The organism is Streptomyces sp. BRA346 (genome assembly GCF_052851135.1).
Window position 1 is genome coordinate 39,485 of record NZ_JAIWIH010000025.1, and the last position, 21,742, is coordinate 61,226.

Annotated in this window: 17 protein-coding genes; 8 read left to right on the forward strand and 9 right to left on the reverse strand. The window is 71.7% G+C overall.

Annotation, left to right across the window (positions count from 1 at the left end; translation table 11 throughout):
* Positions 1-122: 122 nt before the first annotated feature.
* The 5 genes from LCH29_RS27335 to hisC all read right to left on the reverse strand — a co-directional run bounded on the left by LCH29_RS27335 (position 123) and on the right by hisC (position 9,432).
* Positions 123-1,808 (reverse strand): sensor histidine kinase, encoded by a 1,686-nt coding sequence (locus tag LCH29_RS27335; RefSeq protein WP_446464373.1) that lies wholly within the window; start codon positions 1,806-1,808, stop codon positions 123-125.
* Positions 1,809-1,879: 71 nt separating this feature from the next.
* Positions 1,880-5,473, reverse strand: a complete 3,594-nt coding sequence (cydD, locus tag LCH29_RS27340; protein WP_446464374.1) for a thiol reductant ABC exporter subunit CydD — start codon at positions 5,471-5,473, stop codon at positions 1,880-1,882.
* A gap of 28 nt (positions 5,474-5,501) precedes the next feature.
* The gene (gene cydB / locus LCH29_RS27345; protein WP_446464375.1) at positions 5,502-6,503 is read right to left on the reverse strand and encodes a cytochrome d ubiquinol oxidase subunit II; all 1,002 of its coding nucleotides are present in this window, start codon (positions 6,501-6,503) and stop codon (positions 5,502-5,504) included.
* Positions 6,504-6,528: 25 nt separating this feature from the next.
* Positions 6,529-8,124, reverse strand: a complete 1,596-nt coding sequence (locus tag LCH29_RS27350) for a cytochrome ubiquinol oxidase subunit I (RefSeq protein ID WP_446464376.1) — start codon at positions 8,122-8,124, stop codon at positions 6,529-6,531.
* A 228-nt stretch (positions 8,125-8,352) separates the two neighbouring features.
* Positions 8,353-9,432, reverse strand: a complete 1,080-nt coding sequence (hisC, locus tag LCH29_RS27355; protein WP_446464377.1) for a histidinol-phosphate transaminase — start codon at positions 9,430-9,432, stop codon at positions 8,353-8,355.
* A 403-nt stretch (positions 9,433-9,835) separates the two neighbouring features.
* Between hisC and LCH29_RS27360 the strand changes: the two genes are divergently transcribed.
* The 4 genes from LCH29_RS27360 to LCH29_RS27375 all read left to right on the forward strand — a co-directional run bounded on the left by LCH29_RS27360 (position 9,836) and on the right by LCH29_RS27375 (position 14,355).
* The gene (locus LCH29_RS27360; protein WP_446464378.1) at positions 9,836-10,936 is read left to right on the forward strand and encodes a LacI family DNA-binding transcriptional regulator; all 1,101 of its coding nucleotides are present in this window, start codon (positions 9,836-9,838) and stop codon (positions 10,934-10,936) included.
* Positions 10,937-11,167: 231 nt separating this feature from the next.
* Positions 11,168-12,265, forward strand: a complete 1,098-nt coding sequence (locus LCH29_RS27365; RefSeq protein ID WP_446464379.1) for a metallophosphoesterase — start codon at positions 11,168-11,170, stop codon at positions 12,263-12,265.
* A gap of 189 nt (positions 12,266-12,454) precedes the next feature.
* On the forward strand, positions 12,455-13,303 hold the full coding sequence (locus tag LCH29_RS27370) for a hypothetical protein (RefSeq protein WP_446464380.1): 849 nt from the start codon (positions 12,455-12,457) through the stop codon (positions 13,301-13,303).
* Positions 13,304-13,449: 146 nt separating this feature from the next.
* Positions 13,450-14,355, forward strand: a complete 906-nt coding sequence (locus LCH29_RS27375; protein WP_446464381.1) for a BRO-N domain-containing protein — start codon at positions 13,450-13,452, stop codon at positions 14,353-14,355.
* 75 nt (positions 14,356-14,430) lie between these two features.
* Here LCH29_RS27375 and thiC read toward each other — a convergent pair whose 3' ends face one another.
* Entirely contained in the window at positions 14,431-16,194 is a 1,764-nt protein-coding gene (gene thiC, locus LCH29_RS27380) for a phosphomethylpyrimidine synthase ThiC (protein ID WP_446464382.1), read from the reverse strand.
* A gap of 178 nt (positions 16,195-16,372) precedes the next feature.
* Between thiC and LCH29_RS27385 the strand changes: the two genes are divergently transcribed.
* The gene (locus LCH29_RS27385; RefSeq protein WP_446464383.1) at positions 16,373-17,839 is read left to right on the forward strand and encodes a YibE/F family protein; all 1,467 of its coding nucleotides are present in this window, start codon (positions 16,373-16,375) and stop codon (positions 17,837-17,839) included.
* A gap of 36 nt (positions 17,840-17,875) precedes the next feature.
* On the opposite strand, the gene LCH29_RS27390 is transcribed toward LCH29_RS27385, so the two are convergent.
* The 3 genes from LCH29_RS27390 to LCH29_RS27400 all read right to left on the reverse strand — a co-directional run bounded on the left by LCH29_RS27390 (position 17,876) and on the right by LCH29_RS27400 (position 19,537).
* On the reverse strand, positions 17,876-18,310 hold the full coding sequence (locus LCH29_RS27390; protein WP_009716535.1) for an SsgA family sporulation/cell division regulator: 435 nt from the start codon (positions 18,308-18,310) through the stop codon (positions 17,876-17,878).
* Between the two features lie 371 nt (positions 18,311-18,681).
* Positions 18,682-18,933, reverse strand: coding sequence for a DUF5326 family protein (locus tag LCH29_RS27395; RefSeq protein WP_446464384.1), 252 nt, complete (start codon positions 18,931-18,933; stop codon positions 18,682-18,684).
* 286 nt (positions 18,934-19,219) lie between these two features.
* On the reverse strand, positions 19,220-19,537 hold the full coding sequence (locus LCH29_RS27400) for a cupin domain-containing protein (protein WP_446464385.1): 318 nt from the start codon (positions 19,535-19,537) through the stop codon (positions 19,220-19,222).
* 66 nt (positions 19,538-19,603) lie between these two features.
* Here LCH29_RS27400 and LCH29_RS27405 point away from each other — a divergent pair, with 66 nt between their 5' ends.
* From LCH29_RS27405 to LCH29_RS27415, 3 genes are all read left to right on the forward strand, one after another.
* On the forward strand, positions 19,604-19,984 hold the full coding sequence (locus tag LCH29_RS27405) for a phage holin family protein (protein ID WP_446464386.1): 381 nt from the start codon (positions 19,604-19,606) through the stop codon (positions 19,982-19,984).
* Positions 19,985-20,071: 87 nt separating this feature from the next.
* Positions 20,072-20,566, forward strand: coding sequence for a low molecular weight protein-tyrosine-phosphatase (locus LCH29_RS27410; protein WP_446464387.1), 495 nt, complete (start codon positions 20,072-20,074; stop codon positions 20,564-20,566).
* On the forward strand, positions 20,563-21,696 hold the full coding sequence (locus tag LCH29_RS27415; RefSeq protein ID WP_446464388.1) for a cystathionine gamma-lyase: 1,134 nt from the start codon (positions 20,563-20,565) through the stop codon (positions 21,694-21,696). The genes LCH29_RS27410 and LCH29_RS27415 overlap by 4 nt, the downstream gene beginning before the upstream one ends.
* The last annotated feature ends 46 nt before the right edge of the window (positions 21,697-21,742 follow it).

Sequence of the window (21,742 nt, forward strand, 5' to 3'; positions counted from 1 at the left end):
TACGAAGGACCGAGGCGGCCCGCGAGGCTCATCCCACCCGCGGGTTCGGCGCCGCGCATGCTGACGGACTGATAGTTGGACCGCGTAGGTGAGGAGTTGGGCCGCCCGGGCGACGTACGCCGCTACAACGGCACCTGCCAGATCACCGTCGTACCGCCCCGGCCCGGCTCCTTCCCCGGCCCGCTCTCCACCCCGTCCTCCGCGCCGAGGCCCGGCCCGTAGCTGCTCGACCCGCCCAGCGCCTCCGCCCGGCGGGCCAGGTTCGCGAGCCCGCTGCGCCGCCCGCCCGCCGGAACGCCCACCCCGTCGTCCGCGACCGTCAGCCGCACCGCCGGACGCCCGTCGGCGAGCCGCGCCGTCACGTCCACGACCACCTCGATACGCGCCGCCCGGGCATGCCGGAACGCGTTGGACAACGCCTCGCGCAGCGCCGCGATGAGGCTGCTTCCGGCCGGTTCACCGACCCGCGAGTCGACCGGGCCGACAAAGCTGAGCGACGGCTGGAAGCCGAGCGGCACCGCGGCCGCCCCGACCTCCCGCAGCACCCGGGTACGCAGCCCCGAGGGCGCCACCTCCGGGCCCTGCTGGAGCGCGAAGATCGTCGTCCGTATCTCCCGGATGGTGGCGCCCAGTTCATCGGCGGCCCGCTCGACCTGCTCCGCCACCTCCGGCGCCCCGGCGTGCCGCCGCGCGCTCTCCAGCAGCATCCCCGTCGCGAACAGCCGCTGGATGACCAGGTCGTGCAGATCGCGGGCGATCCGGTCCCGCTCCTCCAGCACCGCCAGCCGCTCCCGGTCGCGCTGCGCCCCGGCGAGCACCAGCGCGACCGCGGCCTGCGCCGCGAACTGGAGGGCGAGCCTGCGCTCGGCCGCGGTGAAGGGCCGGGCGCCGGGGTCGCGCGGGGTGGCCAGCACGCCCAGCACCCGGTCGCCGCCGCTCAGCGGCAGCATCATGCTCGGCCCGTAGCGGCCCAGGACCCCGGCGGTCGGCCGGAGTCCGTCGGCCGGGTCGTCGACGAAGACCGGCTCCCCGGCCAGCAGCCGCGGCACGGCCGGGGACCGGGCCGGGACGACCGTGCCGAGCAGCGCGGCCCCCTCCGGAGGGTGCGCGGCATCCACCGCCACGATCTCCAGCCCGCCGCCCTCCTCCGGCACCAGCACGAAACCCGCCGCCGAACCGGCCAGCTGACGGGCCTTCTCCGCGACCACCACCAGGGCGTCCTCGGCGTCGCCGGACAGCAAGGAGTGGGTGACGGCCACCGAACCGTCGATCCACCGCTCGCGCTGCCGGGTCGCCTCGTGGAGGCGGGCGTTGCCGATGGCGATCCCCGCCTCCGTCGCCAGCACCTTGACCATGTGCAGATCGGGAACGCTGAACTCCCCGCCGTCCCGCTTCTCGGCGAGGCACAGATGACCGAAGACCTCGTCCCCCACCCGGATCGGCACCCCGAGGAAGGACCGCGGCAGCGGATCGGCCGACAGCAGCCCCGCCCCGGCGGACCGGGCGCTGACCAGCGCGCCGCACCGCTCCCGGTCCGCCTCGGTCACCCCGTACGTGATGACGTCGGCGAGCCCCTGACCCGCCGCGTCGTATCCGCCGATCGCCGCGCACCGGGCGCCCGCCAGCTCGGCCGCGGTCTCGGCGATCCGGTCGAGGACCACACGCAGCTCCAGACCGGTGCCGATGGAGCGCATCGCCTCCAGCAGCCGCGGGACGCGCGCGGTCAGCTCGGTGGACAGCCCCTGGAGCCCTCGGGTCGCCTCCGCGGCGACGTCCAGGGGGTCCGGTGTCGGTACCGAGGCCGCCATGGTCCGAGCGTAATGAATGGCTTTTGCCCGGGAAAGCGGAGGTTTTTTCCGCCGAGAGGCGCCCCCAGCCGTCAGACGGGGGCGCCCGAGCGCAGCCGCAGCGTCGCGTCCCCGCGCCGCGGTCCGGCCTCCGCGGCCTCACGCTCCAGCATCCGGCGGAACGGCCCGTCCACCGCGGCCAGTTCCCCGTACGTGCCGCGCTGCACGGCCCGGCCGCCGTCGAGCACGATCACCTCGTCGACCGCCTCCAGGCCCGCGAGGCGATGGGTGATCAGCACGGTCGTACGGCCCCGGGTCGCCGTCAGCAGGTCGGCGGTCAGCGCGTCGGCCGTCGGCAGGTCCAGGTGCTCGGCGGGCTCGTCCAGCACCAGCACCGGGAAGTCCGCCAGCAGCGCGCGGGCCAGCGCGAGCCGCTGCCGCTGACCGCCGGAGAGCCGCGCGCCCAGCTCGCCGACGTGGGTGTCGAGGCCGTCCGGCAGCCCGTCCACCCACTCCAGCAGCCGGGCGGCGGCCAGCGCCGTGCGCAGCTCGTCGTCGCCCGCGCCGGGGCGCGCGAGCCGCAGGTTCTCCCGCAGCGAGCTGTCGAAGATGTGCGCGTCCTGGGCGCACAGCCCGACCAGCCGCCGCACCGCGTCCCCGTCCACGGCCGTCGCGTCCCGGCCCGCCAGGGTGTACGTACCGTCCTCGGCGTCCAGGAAGCGCAGCAGCACCTGGGCCAGCGTGGTCTTGCCGGAACCGGACGGCCCGACGACCGCGACCCGGCGGCCCGGGCGCAGCTCCAGGTCGAACCCGTCCAGCGCGCGGGTGCGCTGCCCGGCGTGGCGCGCCGACAGCCCGCGCACCACCAGCGGAAAGGCCGACCGGGGCGGCTCCTCGGCGCCGCCGTCCCGTACCGGAAGCGGCGCGTCGATCACCTCGTACACCCGCTCGGCGGCCCGCCGCACCCGCTGCCGGTGCTGCACCGCGAGCGGCAGCCCGGCGACCGCCTCGAAGGCGGCCAGCGGCGTCAGCACCACGACGGCCAGCCACACCCCGTGGATCCGCCCGTCGGCCACCGCCCCGACCCCGGCCCACGCGGCGACGGCCACCGTCAGACCGCACGCGAGCGCGGACAGCCCGGCGCCCGCGCCGGTGGCGGCGGCGCCCCGCCGGGCGATCCGGGTGAGCGCCCCGTCGGTCCGCCGCAGCGCATCCAGCCGACGCGGCAGCGCGCCCGCGACCGTCAGCTCGGCGGTTCCGGCCAGCAGATCCACCACCTGCGCCGACAGCGCGCCGCGCGCGGGCGACAGCCGGCGCTCCGCGCGCCGGGCGAGCGCGCCCGACACGGCGGGCACCCCGGCCCCGGCCACCAGCAGCCCCACCGCGAGCACGGCCCCGGCCCCGGGCAGCACCCAGGCGGTGAACCCGACCGAGGCGGCGCTCACGACGAGCGCCGCGCCGACCGGCAGCAGCCAGCGCAGGAAGTAGTCCTGGACGGCGTCCACGTCGGCCACCAGCCGCGAGAGCAGATCCCCGCGCCGGGTCTCCTTGAGTCCCGCGGGCGCCAGCCGCTCCAGCCGCCGGTAGACGGCGACCCGCAGCTCGGCCAGCACCCGCAGCACCGCGTCGTGCGAGACCAGCCGCTCGGCGTAGCGGAAGACGGCCCGGCCGATGCCGAACGCCCTGGTCGCGGTGACCGCCACCATCAGGTACAGCACCGGCGGCTCCTGGGACGCCCGCGAGATCAGCCACCCGGACACGGCCATCAGCCCCACGGCGCTGATGAGCGCGAGGCTTCCGAGCAGCAGCGCCAGCCCGAAGCGCCCCCGCCCACCGCGCGCGGCAGCCCGCACCCGGGCCAGCACGCCGGGCGCACCCGCGGCCCCGACGCCCGTACCGGCGTCGTACTCGTCGTCCACCGCAGGGCGCACCGGGAGCGCATCAGGCCCGGCCGGGGGCCCGGCGTCCGACGCCGCCGCATCGGCCGTCACCACCCGTGCCGCGTCGGCGGCCTCGGCGCGGCCCGCGCCGACACCAGGGTGTTCGCAACTGGCCACCAGGGGGATGACGCGGTCGGCCAGCGGGAGCAGGGCCGGACGGTGGACGACCAGGAGGACCGTGCGGCCCTCGGCCAGCCGCCGCACCGCGTCGACGACGGCCGCCTCCGTCGCGCCGTCGAGGTTCGCGGTGGGCTCGTCGAGCAGCAGCACCGGGCGGTCGGCCAGGAAGGCGCGGGCCAGGGCGATCCGCTGGCGCTGGCCCGCGGAGAGGCCCGCGCCCATCTCGCCGAGCCGGGTCCCGGCCCCCTCCGGCAGCGCGTCGACGAAGCCGAGGGCGTCGGCCTGCCGCAGGGCGTCGCGCACCGCGGCGTCGTCGGCGTCGGGCCGCGCCAGCCGTACGTTGTCCGCGATGGTGCCCGCGAAGAGGTACGGGCGCTGCGGCACCCAGGCGATCTGGCGGCGCCAGCTCTCGGGGTCGAGCGACACCAGGTCGTGGCCCCCGGCCAGCACCCGGCCCTCGGACGGCTCCGCGAAGCCCAGCACGGCGTTCAGCAGGGTCGTCTTGCCCGCGCCGCTGGGCCCGGTGATCGCCACGGTCTCGCCGGGCCGGACCTCGAACGAGACCGGGGCCAGGGAGGGCGCGGCGCGCCCGGGGTGGCGGACGGCCAGCCCGTCGACCGTGAGCGCCGCGTCCCGGGCATCGGGAGCGGGCACCCCACCGGCGGCGGCCGGTTCCCGCTCCAGCACGGCGAACGCCTCGTCCGCCGCCGCGAGCCCCTCCGCAGCCGCGTGGTACTGCGCGCCCACCTGCCGCAGCGGCAGATACGCCTCGGGCGCCAGGACCAGCACCATCAGCCCGGTGTACAGGTCCAGTTCGCCGTGGACGAGCCGCATCCCGATGCCGACGGCGACCAGCGCGACGGACAGCGTGGACAGCAGCTCCAGGGCGAAGGAGGACAGGAAGGCCAGCCGCAGCGTCTTCAGCGTGGCCCGCCGGTAGTCGGCGGTGATGGACCGGATCGCGGCGGCCTGGGCCTTGGCGCGGCCGAAGACCTTGAGGGTCGGCAGTCCGGCGACGACATCGAGGAAGTGGCCGGACAGCCGGGACAGCAGCCGCCACTGACGGTCCATCCGGGACTGCGTGGCCCAACCGATGAGCACCATGAACAGCGGGATCAGCGGCAGGGTGGCGACGATGACCACCGCCGAGACCCAGTCCGCGGTGACGATCCGGGCGAGCACCGCCGCCGGGACCACCACCGCGAGGCCCAGCTGGGGCAGATAGCGGGCGAAGTAGTCGTCCAGGGCGTCGATGCCACGGGTGGCGAGGGTGGTGAGTTCGCCGGTGCGCTGGGAGTCCAGCCAGCCGGGCCCCAGCCGTACGGCCCGGTCCAGCAGCCGCAGCCGCAGCTCCGACTTGACCGCGGCGCTCGCCCGGTGCGCGGCCAGCTCGGTCAGCCAGGAGACGGCGGCCCGGCCCCCGGCGACCAGCGCCAGCCAGACCAGCGGCGCGGTCAGGGCGCCGGTGCCCTCGTTCCGCTGGAACGCGCCCACCACGATCTCGGCGATGAGCATGGCCTGCGCGATGACGAGCCCGGCCCCGGCGAGCCCCAGCGCGACGGACGCCGCCAGGAAGAACCGGGTCGCCCGCGCGTACCGGAGGAGCCGGGGGTCGATTGGTTTCACGTGAAACACACCACCTGAAGCACGTGCATCAGTGCGCGGCGGGGATGTGCTGGGTGCCGATGCGCTTGCGGAAGACCCAGTACGTCCACGCCTGGTAGGCCATGATCAGCGGCATCATGATGACCCCGACCCACGTCATGATCTTCAGCGGATAGGCGCTCGCGGCCGCGTTCGCCGCCGTCAGGCTCCACTTCGGGTCCAGGGAAGACGGCATGACGTCCGGGAAGAGTGCCAGGAAGAGCATCGCGACCGACGCCGCGATGGCCACGCCGGACAGACCGAACGCCCAGCCCTCGCGCCCCCGCGCGTTCATCACCAGGGCCGCCGCCAGCGCCGACGCCACGAGGACCACCGCGGCCAGGCTGCGCCCGTTGCCGCTGTCGGCCTGTGTCCAGCCGAGGAACAGCAGCGCGGCGACGGCCGCGACCGGGCCGAGCCGGGCCGCGTACCGGCGCGACCGCGCCCGGATGTCCCCGGTCGTCTTGAGCGCGGCGAAGACCGCGCCGTGGAACGTGAACAGCACCAGCGTGACGACGCCGCCGAGCAGGGCGTACGGAGTGATCAGGTCGCCCAGGCCGCCCGTGTAGTTCTTGTCCGGGCCGATCGGCACCCCGTGCACCAGGTTGGCGAAGATCGCGCCCCACAGGAACGCGGGGAGCAGCGAGCACCAGAAGATCGTGTGCTCCCAGTTGCGCTGCCAGCGGTCCTCCGCCCGCTTGTGCCGGTACTCGAAGGCGACACCGCGCAGGATCAGACAGACCAGGATGGCCAGCAGCGGCAGATAGAAGCCGCTGAAGAGGGTCGCGTACCAGTCGGGGAAGGCGGCGAAGGTGGCGCCGGCGGCCGTGATCAGCCAGACCTCGTTGCCGTCCCACACCGGCCCGATGGTGTTGATCAGCACACGGCGCTCGGTGCGGTCCCGGGCGAGCAGCTTGGTCAGCACGCCGATACCGAAGTCGAAGCCTTCGAGGAAGAAGTAGCCGGTCCACAGGAAGGCGATCAGCAGGAACCAGAAGTCGTGAAGGTGCATGAGTCTCTCCGGCCGTCGTGACGCGTCAGTACGCGAAGGTCAGCGGCTTGTCGGCGTCGTCGTCCGCGGCGGACCCGCCGCCGGGACCGCCCGGGCCGCCCGAGGGCAGCCGCAGCTTGGGGTCCTCGGCGGGCGGCTTCTCGTCGGTGTCAGGACCGGCCTTGGCGTACGTGGCCAGCAGCCGCACCTCGATCACGGCGAGCACGCCGTACAGCAGCGTGAAGACGCCGAGGGAGATGAGGACCTCGGTCTGGCTCACCCCGGGGGAGACCGCGTCGGAGGTCTTCATCAGCCCGTACACCACCCAGGGCTGGCGGCCCATCTCGGTGAAGATCCATCCGAAGGAGTTGGCGATCAGCGGGAAGCCCATGGTGAGGATGCCGATCCGCCAGGACCACTTCGTGAGCAGCGGGCTCATCTCGCGCTTCCTGGTGAGCATGAGCCGGGGCACCTCGTCCTCGGCGGTGCGGAAGGCGGGGTCGAGCCAGCGCTTCTTCCGGGTCGTCCACAGCCCGATGACACCGGCGGCGAACGAGGTCATGCCGAAGCCGATCATCAGCCGGAAGCCCCAGAAGGTCATGAAGATGCTGGGGATGTAGTCCTCGGGCCGGCCGCCGTAGGCGGCGGCCTCCTTCTGGGCGACGTCGTTGATGCCGGGGACGGCGTCGGTGAAGTTGCTGTGCGCGAGGAAGGACAGCGCCGCGGGGACCTCCAGCTCGACGCTGTTGTGTCCCTTGCTGACGTCGCCCACCGCGAAGACGGAGAAGGGCGCGGGCGCCTGGGTGTCCCACAGCGCCTCCGCCGAGGCCATCTTCATCGGCTGCTGCTCGAACATCACCTTTCCGAGCGAGTCACCGCTGATCGCCGTGCCCAGTCCGGCGATGACGGCCACGATCAGACCGACCCGCAGGCTGGCCCGCATCGCCCCGATCTGCTTCTTCTCCTTCGGCCCGAGCTCCTCGCCGCGGAGCTGCTTGCGCCTGGCCCGCCACAGGTGCAGGGAGGCGATACCGACGATGAAGGCGCCGCCGGTGAGGAAGGCGGCGGTGAGGGTGTGGAAGACCACGACCAGGGTGGTGTCCTGGGTCAGCACCGCCCAGATGTCGGTCAGCCGGGCCTTTCCGGTGGCCTTGTCGATGGCGTAGCCGGTCGGGTGCTGCATCCAGGAGTTGGCGGCGAGGATGAAGTACGACGACAGGACGGTGCCGAGCGAGACGATCCAGATGCAGGCGCAGTGGATCTTCTTCGGCAGCTTGTCCCAGCCGAATATCCACAGGCCGATGAAGGTGGACTCGAAGAAGAAGGCGAGCAGGGCCTCCATCGCGAGCGGGGCGCCGAAGACGTCGCCGACGAAGCGCGAGTAGTCGGACCAGTTCATGCCGAACTGGAACTCCTGGACGATGCCGGTGACGACACCCATCGCGATGTTGATCAGGAAGAGCTTGCCCCAGAACTTGGTGGCGTGGAAGTACTTCTCCTTGCCCGTGCGCACCCAGGCGGTTTCCAGCCCGGCGGTGATCGCCGCAAGAGAGATCGTCAGGGGCACGAAGAGGAAGTGGTACACGGTCGTGATCCCGAACTGCCATCGCGCCAGCGTCTCCGGCGCCAGAGCCAGCTCCACGTGAATCTCTCCTTACGGTCTTGCCGTGCCGCACGGTCGTGCGGCTGCTCCCCGAAGCGAGCTTGTGAACGTATTCACATTCACAAGCAATGATACGCACACGCCTTCGCCCCCTCCCACCTGGGGGTGGTAGGGGGCGAATGGGTCACGCTTGGGTATCCTTCGCCGATCAGGGAGGGACCGACCGGCCCCTTGACGAAGCGGGGCCGACGGCGCCCGGCGCCGCGCTCACAGCTCCTTGCGGAACTCCTCGGCGGCCCGCAGGAAGAGGTCGTTCGCCTCCCGCTCGCCGATCGTCACGCGCGTCCCCTCGCCCGGGAACGGCCGCACGACCACGCCCGCCGCCTCGCACGCCGCCGCGAAGTCCGCCGTGCGCTCCCCCAGCCGCAGCCAGACGAAGTTCGCGTGCGAGTCCGGCACCGTCCAGCCCTGTCCGGTCAGCGCCCCGGCCACCCGCGCCCGCTCGGCGACCAGCGCCTCCACCCGGTCCCGCAGCGCGTCCTCGCTGTGCAGCGAGGCGACCGCGGCGTCCTGGGCGAGCTGGCTGACGCCGAAGGGGACCGCGGTCTTGCGCAGCGCCGCGGCGACCGGCTCATGGGCGATCGCGAAGCCGACCCGCAGCCCGGCCAGGCCGTACGCCTTGGAGAAGGTGCGCAGGACGCAGACGTTCGGCCGGTCCCGGTAGAGGTCGATGCCGTTGGGGACCCGGTCGTCCCGGATGAACTCGATGTACGCCTCGTCCAGCACCACCAGCACATCGGACGGCACCCGGTCCAGGAACCGCTCCAGCTCCGCCCGGCGCACCACGGTGCTGGTCGGATTGTTGGGGTTACAGACGAAAATCAGCCGGGTGCGGTCGGTGATCGCATCCGCCATCGCGTCCAGGTCGTGGACCTCCGCGTCGGTCAGCGGGACCCGCACCGAGGTCGCGCCCGCGATCTGAGTGATGATCGGATATGCCTCGAAGGACCGCCAGGCGTAGATCACCTCGTCGCCCGGCCCGGCCGTCGACTGGACGATCTGCTGGGCCAGCCCGACCGAGCCGGTCCCGGTGGCCAGGTGCTCCAGCGGGACGTCGAAGCGGCTCGCCAGCTCGGCGATCAGCGCGGTGCAGGCGAGGTCCGGGTAGCGGTTGAAGGACGCGGCGGAGTTCGCGACCGTCTCCAGCACCCCGGCCAGCGGCGGATACGGGTTCTCGTTGGAGGACAGCTTGAAGGACCGGGGGCCGTCCCCGGCGGCCGGCTTACCGGGCTTGTACGTCGGAATCCCGTCCAGCGCCGCGCGCAGCTTGGGGCTCTTCTCACTCACCGGCAGTCCTCCTCGGGCCTTCCCTTCGGCTCCGTGCGCAGGCTTCGCACACGGCAATACTGCACACCTTATGAGGATTGCCCGGCCCGGCGTACCCGCCGGAGCACTCCGCGTACCCGCCGGGGGCGCCCGCGTACCCGCCGGGGGAGCGCCCCGCTCATGTGCGCGCGCCGGTGGCGAGCGCCGTGGCGCGCATCCCTCGTGCAGGTGAGTTGAGACCTCTTCGAGACATCGAGCAATCGCCAGGCGTGGATATGCCAGGGGCGACCAGACCCCTCCCCGGCACCCCAACTGACTTACTTTCCAAGGGAATTGGGCAGAGCGCTCATGCAGAAACGTGCCTTCCGAATACCGATGGCGGAATCGCGCAGACCGGGTACCCGGGCCCTACTATCGGCTGGCCATGACAGCAGCAGGGAAGCACCAGGTGAGCCGGTCGGCCGGCCGCCGGTTAGGCAGGGCGGGCATCCGGGACGTGGCCGCCGCCGCCGGGGTCTCGATCACGACCGTCTCCGACGCGCTCAACGGCAAGGGACGGCTCCCGGATGCCACCCGCCGCCACGTCCGCGAGGTCGCCGAGCGGCTGGGCTATCGCCCGTCCGCCGCGGCCCGTACCCTCCGTACCGGCAAGTCAGGGCTCATCGGCCTGACCGTGACCACGTACGGGGATGAACCTTTCACCTTCACCGAGTTCGCCTACTTCGCCGAGATGGCGCGGGCCGCGACCTCCGCCGCGCTGGCCCGTGGCTACGCGCTCGTCATCCTCCCGGCCACCTCCCGCCACGACGTGTGGTCCAACGTCGCGCTCGACGGCACCATCGTGATCGACCCGTCCGACCACGACCCGGTGGTCGCCGAGCTGCTCCGCCAGGGCCTCCCCGTGGTCAGCGACGGCCGCCCGGCAGGCACCCTCCCGGTGACCGCCTGGGTCGACAACGACCACGAGGCGGCCGTGCTCGGCCTGCTGGACCACCTCGCCGAGGCCGGGGCCCGCCGCATCGGGCTGCTCACCGGCACCAGCACCGACACCTACACCCGGCTGTCGACCGAGGCGTATCTGCACTGGTGCGAGCGGGTGAGCCAGGACCCCGTCTACGAGGCGTACCCGGCCCACGACCCCTGTGCCGGGGCCGTCGCCGCCGACCGGCTGCTCGCCCGGCCGGACCGCCCCGACGCGGTCTACGGGCTCTTCGACCCCAACGGCACGGACCTGCTCGCCGCCGCCCGCCGCTACGGGCTGCGCGTCCCCGAGGACCTGCTGCTGGTGTGCTGTAGCGAGTCCACGGTCTACCGGACCACCGAACCGCCCATCACGACGCTCTCGCTCAAGCCGCGCCGGATCGGCACCGCCGTGGTGCAGTTGCTCATCGACGCCATCGAGGGGCTCGACAGCGACCGGCCCGTCGAGCAGGTGATACCCACCGAACTGATCGTGCGGACGTCGTCCCAGCGCCGTCCGCCGCGGACGACGGTCAGCCCGCCGCGCAGCCGCGCCGGAGGATGATCTGAGAGAGACTCAAGGATGACCCGAGAAGGACTGGAGGCCACGGGGCTTCCCCTACCGGGCCAATCCGGGATAAAAGACCGTCCCAGCGGGACCGAGTACGGATTGACGGCACCCTGGTGCGTCACAAGCCCTCACGGTCATTCCTATGATGGGCGGACGACACCGCGGACCGCCGTCGACCAGGCAAGGTCCACAAGGTGGCACGGCGGCGCGATGGTGGAGGGGTCGATGACTCAGGGGGCCGGTCTGGAAGCCACGGCAGGGACCACGGCGGCGGTGCCGCACGTGCCCGCGTACGGGGCGTCCACGCCGCCCGGTCCGGTGCCTGCGGCACCTGCCCCTGCTCCGATGCCCGACGGGTACACCCCGACGGAGAAGCTGCCGGTGCTGGGCCCGGGGCACACCATCGCGGACACCCAGTTGGTGCCCCCGGAGGACCGCCCGACGATCGCCCTCACCTCGCTGACCGATCCCGAAGCCGACCCGCTCGACGACGGCGAAGGCCCCGGCCCGCTGTACGTCGTGGGCGACGTCCACGGCTACCACGACGAGTTGCGCGAGGCGCTCGCCGCCCAGGGCCTGATCGACGACAAGGGCAGCTGGGCGGCCGGGAACGCCCGCCTGTGGTTCCTCGGCGACTTCACCGACCGCGGCCCGGACGGCATCGGCGTCATCGACCTGGTGATGCAGCTCTCCGCCGAGGCCGCCGCCGCGGGCGGCTACTGCAAGGCTCTGATGGGCAATCACGAACTGCTCCTCATCGGCGCCAAGCGGTTCGGCGACACCCCCGTCAACTCCGGCGCGGGCACCGCCTCCTTCCAGGCCGCCTGGCTGCTCAACGGCGGCCAGCGCACCGACATGGAGCGGCTGGAGGACCACCACCTCCAGTGGATGTCACGGCTGGACGCGATGGCCGAGGAGGACGGGCATCTGCTCGTGCACTCCGACACCACCGCCTATCTCGAGTACGGCGACTCGATCGAGGCCGTCAACGACACCGTCACCGAGACGCTCCAGCGCAGCGACGCGGACGAGTGCTGGGACCTGTTCCGCAAATTCACCAAGCGCTTCGCCTTCCGTGACGAGGACGCCGGACCGACGGCCGTGCGCGAATTGCTCGGCACCTACGGCGGGGAGCGCATCGTCCACGGGCACAGCCCGATCCCGTATCTGCTGGGCGAAGTCGGCTCGGAGGACGGCGAGGACGACGGCGCGCCCGCGGTCGAGGGCCCGCACGTCTACGCGGACAATCTCGCGGTCGCGATGGACGGCGGCATCACCATGGCCGGAAAACTGCTGGTCGTACAACTGCCGCTGGGCGCCTGAGGGTGTTGCGGGCGCACACGGAAGCGGACGGAGGGCCTCACCGGGGCTGAGCAAATCACGAAACTTGCTGTCACCTCGCGCCGGATCGGCTCTACCATCGGTTTATCCGTCGCAGGCTCTCCTCCGTTTCCGCCCGACTGCCCGGCGAAAGCCGGCACCAAGGCCCTACGGAGTATCGGGGGATGCACCATGAAAAGCGCTCCGCACCTGTTCGCCGAAGACCGCCCGGAGTTCGAACGCGTTCTCGACGAGGTGCTGCGTACCGCGGACCGCCGACCGGATCTGAAGGGCATAGGACAGCGGCTCACCGCCGAGCAGCTGCGCACCATGGCGCTCAGCGCCTCGGCCGCCATCACCGCGTGCGCGGCCGCCGAATACCAGGATTACGTCGTCGCCCGCACCAGACTGCGCGAGCCCGCCCCGCCCCTGCCGATGCCCGGGGCACCGGAGGACGACGGCGAACGCGACCACTCCGCCGGATTCACCGGCGCCCTCCTGGACGCCTCCGGGGCGGGACTGTTCCCCATGCTCGCCGTGCTGGCCCCGGTGCTGGCCGGGACCGCCGCGATCATCTTCCTGCTCGTCGGCTATGTGCTGCACGTCCTGGACCCCGCGCCGTCCATCGCCCAGCCGATGATCACCGCGGGCTGGTTCTTCGCCGCCCTCACCGCCGCGGGCATCCTGCTCGCCGCCGTCGGCCTCCTCATCACCGCCCTGCGCAACGGCTCCAGCGCGATCCGCGGCGAGGCGCTGGCCGAGCAGCTGGAGGAGGTGGACCGCGCCAGAGAGGCCTGGCGGCAGGCCCTGCTGGAGCGGGGCGTGCTGCCCTTCCTGCGCGAGGCACTGAGCAATCCGTCGGCCCCCGCCCCGTGGACCGCCTACGTCCCCGGGCGCACCGAAGCGGGCCGCACCCCCCACCTCGGCTACAGCCGCCCGGGCTTCAGCACCGACGACGAGGGCCCCAAGGCCCGCCCCCGCTACAGCAGCCCGGACTACACCAGCCCCGAATACGGCGGCCCGGAGAACCAGCCGGACTGACGAACTGGTGGGGGCGTGTGTCTCCTGGTGAGCGCCCCTTCGTTCCGGAATGCTCCGCTCCCCCCACCTATCGAGCGAACTTCCGTTTATCTGGGGCAATGTGCTCGAAACCCTTGCTTACAGTCCGGGACGGAGGTGATGCGCATATGCGCGAACGCAACATGTCGCCGGGCCGATCCCGTCGGCGCGACGCTTTGGACGTCAACGACTTCGTGTACGCGGCCACGGGAGCTCGCGTCCGCAGGCTCACACTGCCCAACGGAGAACACTGGTTTCCCGCGGCAGATGTATGCCGAGAACTCGGCTACACGACTACCCGCAAGGCTCTGCTCGATCACGTGCCGGAAGAGCGACGAGAGTCTCTCGAGACTGTGACTACAAGTCACAGTCTCGACATTCCCGCAGGTAGGGAATGGCGCCGAGACTTGCAGCTGGTCGATCTCCAAGGTCTCATCCTGCTGGTCAACGGATGCACGAAGCCGTCGTGCCTGCCCTTCAAGCAGTGGGTATCGAGAGTGATCGCCACCGTCCAGCGGGACGGCTCGTACGCCCTGGAGGTGTCCGAACTCTCCCGCGCCGAGCCACCGCCCTCACCCCGTCCCGAGTCCGTGGTGGCTCCGAGCGAGATCATCGACGCGGTCGCCCGGCTGGAGGTCCAGAACGAGCGCTTCCAGGCCGAGGTGATGGCCTCACTGCGCCGTTCCGAGCACGCCTGGACCCAGATCCTCGACGCGCTGGGGCGCCGGCCGGCTGAAGAGCCCGAAGCCGACAAGCGTGAGCTGAGGCTCCGGACGGAAGACATGTTCGCGCAGTGGCAGTCCCGGCTGAGCATCACCGAGGATGTCTGGGCCGTGGCCATCTACATCATGCCCACGCTGGCGGCGGCCGGGCGGGTGGGCCACTCACTGGAGACCCTCGCAAACCGGACGGGACTGACCCGGCAGCGGGTGCACGCCTGCCTTCGCTTCCTCCAGAAGCACCGCTGCATCCGGCAGAGCGGGCTGACCGACGACGGTAACCCCGTCTACGTGGCTGAGCTGCCGCCCGAGTAACTGATCCGCGGAGAGGGCCCGAAGCCGCAAAACGAAGTTGCGGCTTCGGGCCCGGGTCGTAGTTTACCGGCCCGTTCAGTCCGCGATCGGCAGATACACGCGGTTGCCCGCGGCGGCGAACTCGCGGGACTTCTCCGCCATTCCGGCCTCCACTTCCGCCTCGTCCATCGCGTCGCCGTGTTCGCGGCGGATGTCGTGGCTGATCTTCATGGAGCAGAACTTGGGCCCGCACATGGAGCAGAAGTGCGCCGTCTTGGCGGGCTCCGCCGGAAGCGTCTCGTCGTGGAACGAGCGTGCCGTGTCCGGGTCGAGGGCCAGGTTGAACTGGTCCTCCCAGCGGAACTCGAAGCGCGCGTCGGAGAGCGCGTCGTCCCAGGCCTGGGCGTCGGGGTGGCCCTTGGCCAGGTCGGCGGCATGGGCGGCGATCTTGTAGGTGATGACGCCGGTCTTCACGTCGTCGCGGTCCGGCAGCCCCAGGTGCTCCTTGGGGGTGACGTAGCAGAGCATCGCCGTACCCCACCAGGCGATCATCGCGGCGCCGATCCCCGAGGTGATGTGGTCGTAGGCGGGCGCGACGTCCGTGGTGAGGGGGCCCAGGGTGTAGAAGGGGGCCTCATCGCAGATCTCCTGCTGGAGGTCGACGTTCTCCTTGATCTTGTGCATCGGGACATGGCCCGGGCCCTCGATCATCGTCTGGACGCCGTGCTCCTTGGCGATCCGGTTGAGTTCGCCGAGCGTGCGCAGCTCCGCGAACTGGGCCTCGTCGTTGGCGTCGGCGATGGAGCCGGGGCGCAGTCCGTCACCCAGCGAGTAGGTGACGTCGTACGCCGCGAGGATCTCGCACAGCTCCTCGAAGTGGGTGTAGAGGAACGACTCCTGATGGTGGGCCAGGCACCAGGCGGCCATGATCGAGCCGCCGCGGGAGACGATGCCGGTCTTGCGGCGGGCGGTCAGGGGGACGTACGGCAGCCGTACGCCGGCGTGCACCGTCATGTAGTCGACGCCCTGCTCGGCCTGTTCGATGACGGTGTCCTTGTAGACCTCCCAGGTCAGCTCCTCGGCCTTGCCGTCGACCTTCTCCAGCGCCTGGTAGAGCGGCACGGTGCCGATGGGCACCGGGGAGTTGCGCAGCACCCACTCGCGGGTGGTGTGGATGTTGCGGCCGGTCGAGAGGTCCATGACCGTGTCGGCGCCCCAGCGGGTCGCCCAGGTCATCTTCTCGACCTCCTCCTCGATGGACGAGGTGACGGCGGAGTTGCCGATGTTGGCGTTGACCTTCACCAGGAACCGCTTGCCGATGATCATCGGCTCGATCTCCGGGTGGTTGACGTTGACGGGCAGTACGGCCCGGCCCGCCGCGATCTCCTCGCGGACCACCTCGGGGGAGACGTTCTCGCGGAGCGCCACGTACTCCATCTCCGCGGTGACCTCGCCCCGGCGGGCGTAGGCGAGTTGGGTGACGGCGACGCCGTCGCGGGCCCGGCGCGGCTGGCGCGGCCGTCCGGGGAAGACCGCGTCGAGGTTGCGCAGGCCGCCGCGGGGCGCGGTGTGTTTGATCCCGTCGTCCTCGGGCCGGGCCGGACGGCCGGAGTACTCCTCGGTGTCGCCGCGAGCGATGATCCAGTTCTGCCGCAGTGGCGCGAGGCCACGGCGGACGTCGGTTTCGATGTGGGGGTCGGTGTACGGACCGGACGTGTCGTACAGCGTCACGTCCTGGCCATTGGTGAGGTGCACGCGGCGAACCGGGACCTGGATGTCCGGGCGGGAACCCGTGACATATCCCTTATGCCAGCCGAAATCGGCAGTGTTGTCGCGCACGTGTGCATCCTGCTGAGTCATGAGACCCACTCCCTACGCCGGCATTACCCGGTACCAGGTTCAGCGGTCGGCGCAGCTGTCGCTTCAGCGCCCTCTCAGCCCGGTGCTCCGAGCTCCCGCGATTGCAAAGGTGCCCCCACGCTAACGGTTTCCCCGCATACGTGAACAGGGGGCCTGCCACTCTTGCGATGATGCGACGGTGACCGCAACACAGCAGGACCACTCGCCCGAGCAGCCCCACCCGTCCGGCCAGCCCCACGGCCACTCCCACGGGCACGGCCACAGCCATGCCCACGCGCACGGCCCGGCCGCGCCCGTTTCCGGGCGCCTCCGCAAGGTCATCGCGGCGGTACTCATCCCCTTCGCCGTCGCCGTCGTCGCCGGGCTGGTGGCGCTGTGGCCGGGCGGCCCCGAGCACACCACGCACGGCCGCAGCGGGCTCGGATTCGACCAGGATACGGTCGCCGGGCGGGTGGTGAAGGTGGAGGAGATCAACTGCGCCGACGCCAACGCGCAGCCGCAGGCGCCCACCGAACCGGGTCAGCAGGGCGCCGCCCCGGCGCCCGGCGGCGCGGCCGGCGGGGGCACGGGCGGGGCCACCGGCGGCGGAAGCGGCGGCTCCGGCGGCGGCAAGACCGTCTGCGAGAAGGCCACCGTCGAGGTCACCTCGGGCAAGGACAAGGGCCGCACGTTCCCCGAGATCGTCCAGCCGAACGCCTCACGGAAGTTCAGCGCCGGGCAGGAGCTGAAGCTGGCGTACGCGCCCAAGGCGCCGAAGAACCTCCAGTACTCGGTCTCGGACGTCAACCGCTCGTTCCCGATGGCCCTGCTCGCCGGGGTGTTCGCGCTCGTGGTCGTGGCCGTCGGGCGGCTGCGCGGCGTCTTCGCCCTGGTGGCGCTGGCCATCAGCTTCGGGGTGCTGACGCTGTTCATCCTCCCGGCGATACTCCAGGGCTCGAATCCGCTGGTGGTCGCGGTCGTCGGAGGCAGCGCGATCATGCTGCTGGCGCTCTATATGTGCCATGGGCTGAGCGCCCGCACCTCGGTCGCGGTGCTCGGCACCCTGGTCTCGCTGCTGCTGATCGGCGTGCTCGGCTCGCTGTTCATCGGCTGGGCGTCGCTGACCGGCAACACCGACGACCAGACCGGTCTGGTGCACGGCCTCTATCCCGACATCGAGATCAAGGGCTTGCTGCTGGCCGGGGTGATCATCGGTTCGCTGGGTGTGCTGGACGATGTGACGGTCACCCAGACCTCGGCGGTGTGGGAGCTGCGGGAAGCGGACCCCACGACGAGCCGCCGCAAGCTCTACGCGGCCGCGATGCGCATCGGGCGGGACCACATCGCGTCCGTCGTGAACACCCTGGTGCTGGCGTACGCGGGCGCCTCGCTTCCGCTGCTGCTCCTCTTCTCGATCGCGGACAGCGGGGTGGGAACGGTGGCGACGAGCGAGATCGTCGCGGAGGAGATCGTCCGCACGCTGGTGGGCAGCATCGGACTGGTCGCCTCGGTGCCGGTGACCACGGCGCTGGCCGTCCTGGTGGTCTCCGCGGACCACGCGCCGGACGGTGACGGGGCGAAGAGCGGCGGGGCGAAGAGCGCCGCGGCCGGGGCGAGCGGGGGCGGACGGGGGCGCGGACGGCGCCGCCGGGCGCGGGCCCGCTGACCGGCGCGTACGGGCACGTACGCACGCCTGCCGGCGCTACGCGTACCGGTCCTCGGCCAGGATGCGGTCCAGTTCGGCGTCGAGGTCGCCGACCGGGTCGCAGGCCGCGGGCTCCTCGCCGAACGGGACGAGCCGGTCCGTACGGTCCAGGAAGGCCACCAGCGGCGCCGCCCCGGCACGGAACAGGGCTCTCTCGGCCCCCACCTGAAGTCTGATGAACACGTCCGAGAGCCCTTCGGGCGAGGCCGGTGCGATCCGCACATCGCCCTCGCCGGAGGGTTTGCTGAGCCCGTCCAGCAGCAGCTCACGGGCGAAGGCCCAGCTCACCGGCGCGTCGCCGGGCAAGTGGAAGGTGATCTCGACCGCGTAGGGATCGCCGCTGTCGTACGACAGCTCGACCGGGATCCGGAAGGACAGTTCCTGCGAGACCAGAAAGGTCATCGTCACTTCCGCCTGGACTGTGTCACGCATGTCACGCATCGTTCGCCGCCCCGGGTAGTTCAGACTTGGCCGACTCTGGAGCGTAGCGACTCGATTGCGGGGCGGAGTCGCTTTGCCTCATGTGAGGGAACGGAAATGGCCAGTGTTGCCGTGGTGGAACCCACGGGGCCGGGCGACGCCGGCCCGGTGCGCGGGCGATCAGGGCCGCTTCAGCGGCCGTGTCGATGTTCGCTGTCGTCAACAGGCACCCCCGGGGTGTTGTTGCGAGGCAGACGCCGAGATGGGGAACGTCGCGGACTCGCACTCTAACCACAGTGGCACCGTGGGGCCGATGTTTGGCTCCCCGGTATCCCTCGCGCGGCGTACCCGCCGCGCGGGGCCGCGGGGTCACCGGCCACGGGTCACCAGTCGCTGCGGGAGGAGGTGAACTTCCGTACGACGTAGATCAGACCGCCGATCAGCGCCACCAGCAACAGCGCCTTGAAGAGCAGGCCGATGACGAAGCCGACCACGCTCATGATCAGCCCGCCGAAGACGGCGAGGACGAGAACCGGCACCGCGATCCATGTCACCCACCACGGCAAGCCCTGGAATATGCCCTTCGCGGCCACTTTCGCTCCCTGCTTTCTCCTGACCGGATGGGGCCGGTTCATGAACACCGGTCCCGCTGCCTTCGATGCTAGGGCGGGCAGGAACCGGACGGACGGCTTCCATCCCCCGTCCGTCCCTGACCGGACCCGTAGGGGGTGTCTTGTCGGTCAGGCCGGATCAGCGAGCGGCGTCAGGGGGCACCTCCCAGCGGTAGCTGGGGGGAGCGACGAGCGCGGGACCGCGAGGTGCCGCCCGCCGCGGCAGTGGCTGATGTCACAGCGGCGTCGGGAGCCCGGCATGACCGGCAAGACACCCCCTGGGGGACCGGAGCGCTCCCGTCAGTTCCGGTCAGCCTTCAGGGGGAGAGAACACCACCATGACCCGCAGGTCCTCGGTGATGTGGTGGAACTTGTGCGCCACGCCCGCCGGTACGTACACCACGCTGCCGCGCGCCACCTGGGTCGTCTCCATGCCCACCGTGATCGACGCCCGGCCGCTCATCACCAGGTACACCTCGTCCTGGCTGTGCGGCGCCTGCGGATCGGCCTGGCCCGCGTTCAGCGCGTACAGCCCGACCGACATGTTCCGCTCGCGCAGGAACTGTAGATACGCGCCGTCGTTCGCGGCCCGCTCCGCCTCCAGCTCGTCCAGCCGGAACGCCTTCATTCGCCTCTCCACCCCTGCCTGCGATGCCCCTGCCCGTCTCCGGGCCTGTCTGCGACGATCTCAACCATGAAGAATTTGCTCGTCAAGACGCTCGCCAACGCCGGCGCCCTCGGCGTCGCCATCTGGCTGCTCAAGGACATCACGCTGACCGGTGAGAACACCGGACGTCAGACGATCACCCTCATTCTCGTCGCATTGCTCTTCGGCGTGGTGAACGTGGTGGTGAAGCCGGTCGTCAAGCTGCTGGCATTTCCGCTGTTCATCCTCACCCTCGGACTGATCACCCTGGTGATCAATGCCCTGATGCTGCTGCTGACCTCCTGGCTGGCCGGGAAAATGGATCTCAGCTTCCACGTCGAGGGCTTCGGCACGGCCTTCCTCGGCGCCCTGATCGTTTCCATAGTCGCCTGGGCGCTGCACGTCGTCCTGCCCGATGACAAGGACTGACCGCGGCCGGAGATGATGACAGGTATGAGAGCCCCGTCGCCCTATCGTGTCTGCTTCGTCTGCACCGGCAACATATGCCGGTCGCCGATGGCCGAATCCATCGTCCGCGCCCATGCCGCAGAGGCCGGATTCGACGGCCTCGTCGCGTGGGACAGCGCGGGCACCGGCCCCTGGCACGAGGGCGACGGGGCCGACCGTCGCGCGATCGCCGTGCTCACCGACCACGGCTACGAGCAGGATCACATCGCGCGGCAGTTCCAGCCCGCGTGGTTCGCCGACCTCGACCTGGTGATCGCCCTGGACAGCGGCCATCTGCGGGAGCTGCGCGCCCTGGCGCCCACCCCGCGGGACGCCGCGAAGGTGCGGCTGCTACGGGACTACGACCCGGATGCCGACCCGGACGCCCCGGGCGGCCTGGATGTCCCGGACCCCTATTTCGGCGGGACGGACGACTTCGAAGAGGTCCTGGAGATGGTCGAGGCCGCGAGCGGCGGACTGCTGGACGCGGTCGCCGAAGCCCTCGACAGCGTCGCCGGGGCCGTCGACAGCGTGTCCGTCGCGCCCGGTGAGGAGCGCGTATGACCGGCGACGGCACCCGGGCCGTCCGTGCCGGACTGCCCGAGCCCTACGCTTACGAACCGGCGCTGCCCGGCCCCGTCTTCGCCGCGCACTACCACCTCCCCGGCGAGGCCTCCGGCCCCTTCACCTACGGCCGCGACGCCAACCCCACCTGGTCCCGGCTGGAGGAGGCGATCAGCGAGCTGGAGTCCCCGGACGCCGACGCCGAGACCGTCGTCTTCGCCTCCGGCATGGGTGCCGTCGCGGCCGTCCTCCTGTCCCAGCTGCGGCAGGGCGACACCGCCGTCCTGCCGTCCGACGGCTACCAGCTGCTCCCCGCGCTCGCCGAACGGCTGCGGAGCTTCGGCGTCCGGGTGCGCACCGCCCCCACCGGCGGCGACGCCCAGCTGACCGCCCTGGACGACACCACCGGGCTGCTGTGGCTGGAGACCCCGTCCAACCCCGGTCTCGACGTGTGCGACATCCGCAGGCTCGCCGAGGCGGCGCACGCGCGCGGCGCGCTGGTCGCCGTCGACAACACCCTCGCCACCCCGATCGGGCAGCGCCCCCTGGAGCTGGGCGCGGACTTCTCCGTGGCGAGCGGCACCAAGGCGCTCACCGGCCACGGCGACGTCCTGCTCGGCTACGTCACCTGCCGCGATCCGGAGCTGGCCGCCGCCGTGCGCGGCTGGCGCAAGACCGTCGGCGCGATCCCCGGCCCCATGGAGACCTGGCTCGCCCACCGCTCCCTGGCGACCCTCCCGCTGCGCGTCGACCGGCAGGCCGGGACCGCCCTCGCGCTCGCCGGGGCGCTGCGCGACCGGCCCGAGGTCACCGGGGTGCGCCACCCCGGGCTGCCGGACGATCCGGCGCACCCGGTCGCGGCCGGGCAGATGCGCGGCGGGCGCTTCGGCTGCGTGGTCTCGTTCACCCTGCCCGGCAAGGAGCACGCGGAGCGGTTCCTGACCGCGCTGCGGCTGGTCGACGACGCCACCAGCTTCGGCGGCGTGCGCTCCACCGCCGAGCGGCGCGGCCGCTGGGGCGGCGACGCGGTCGCCGAGGGCTTCGTCCGCTTCTCGGTGGGCGCCGAGGACCCGGACGATCTGGTCGCGGACGTGCTGCGTGCGCTCGATGAGGCGCGTGACGGCGGCTGAAGACTGCTGAAGGCGGCCGAAACTCGCCGTACGGCTTGTGCGCGGG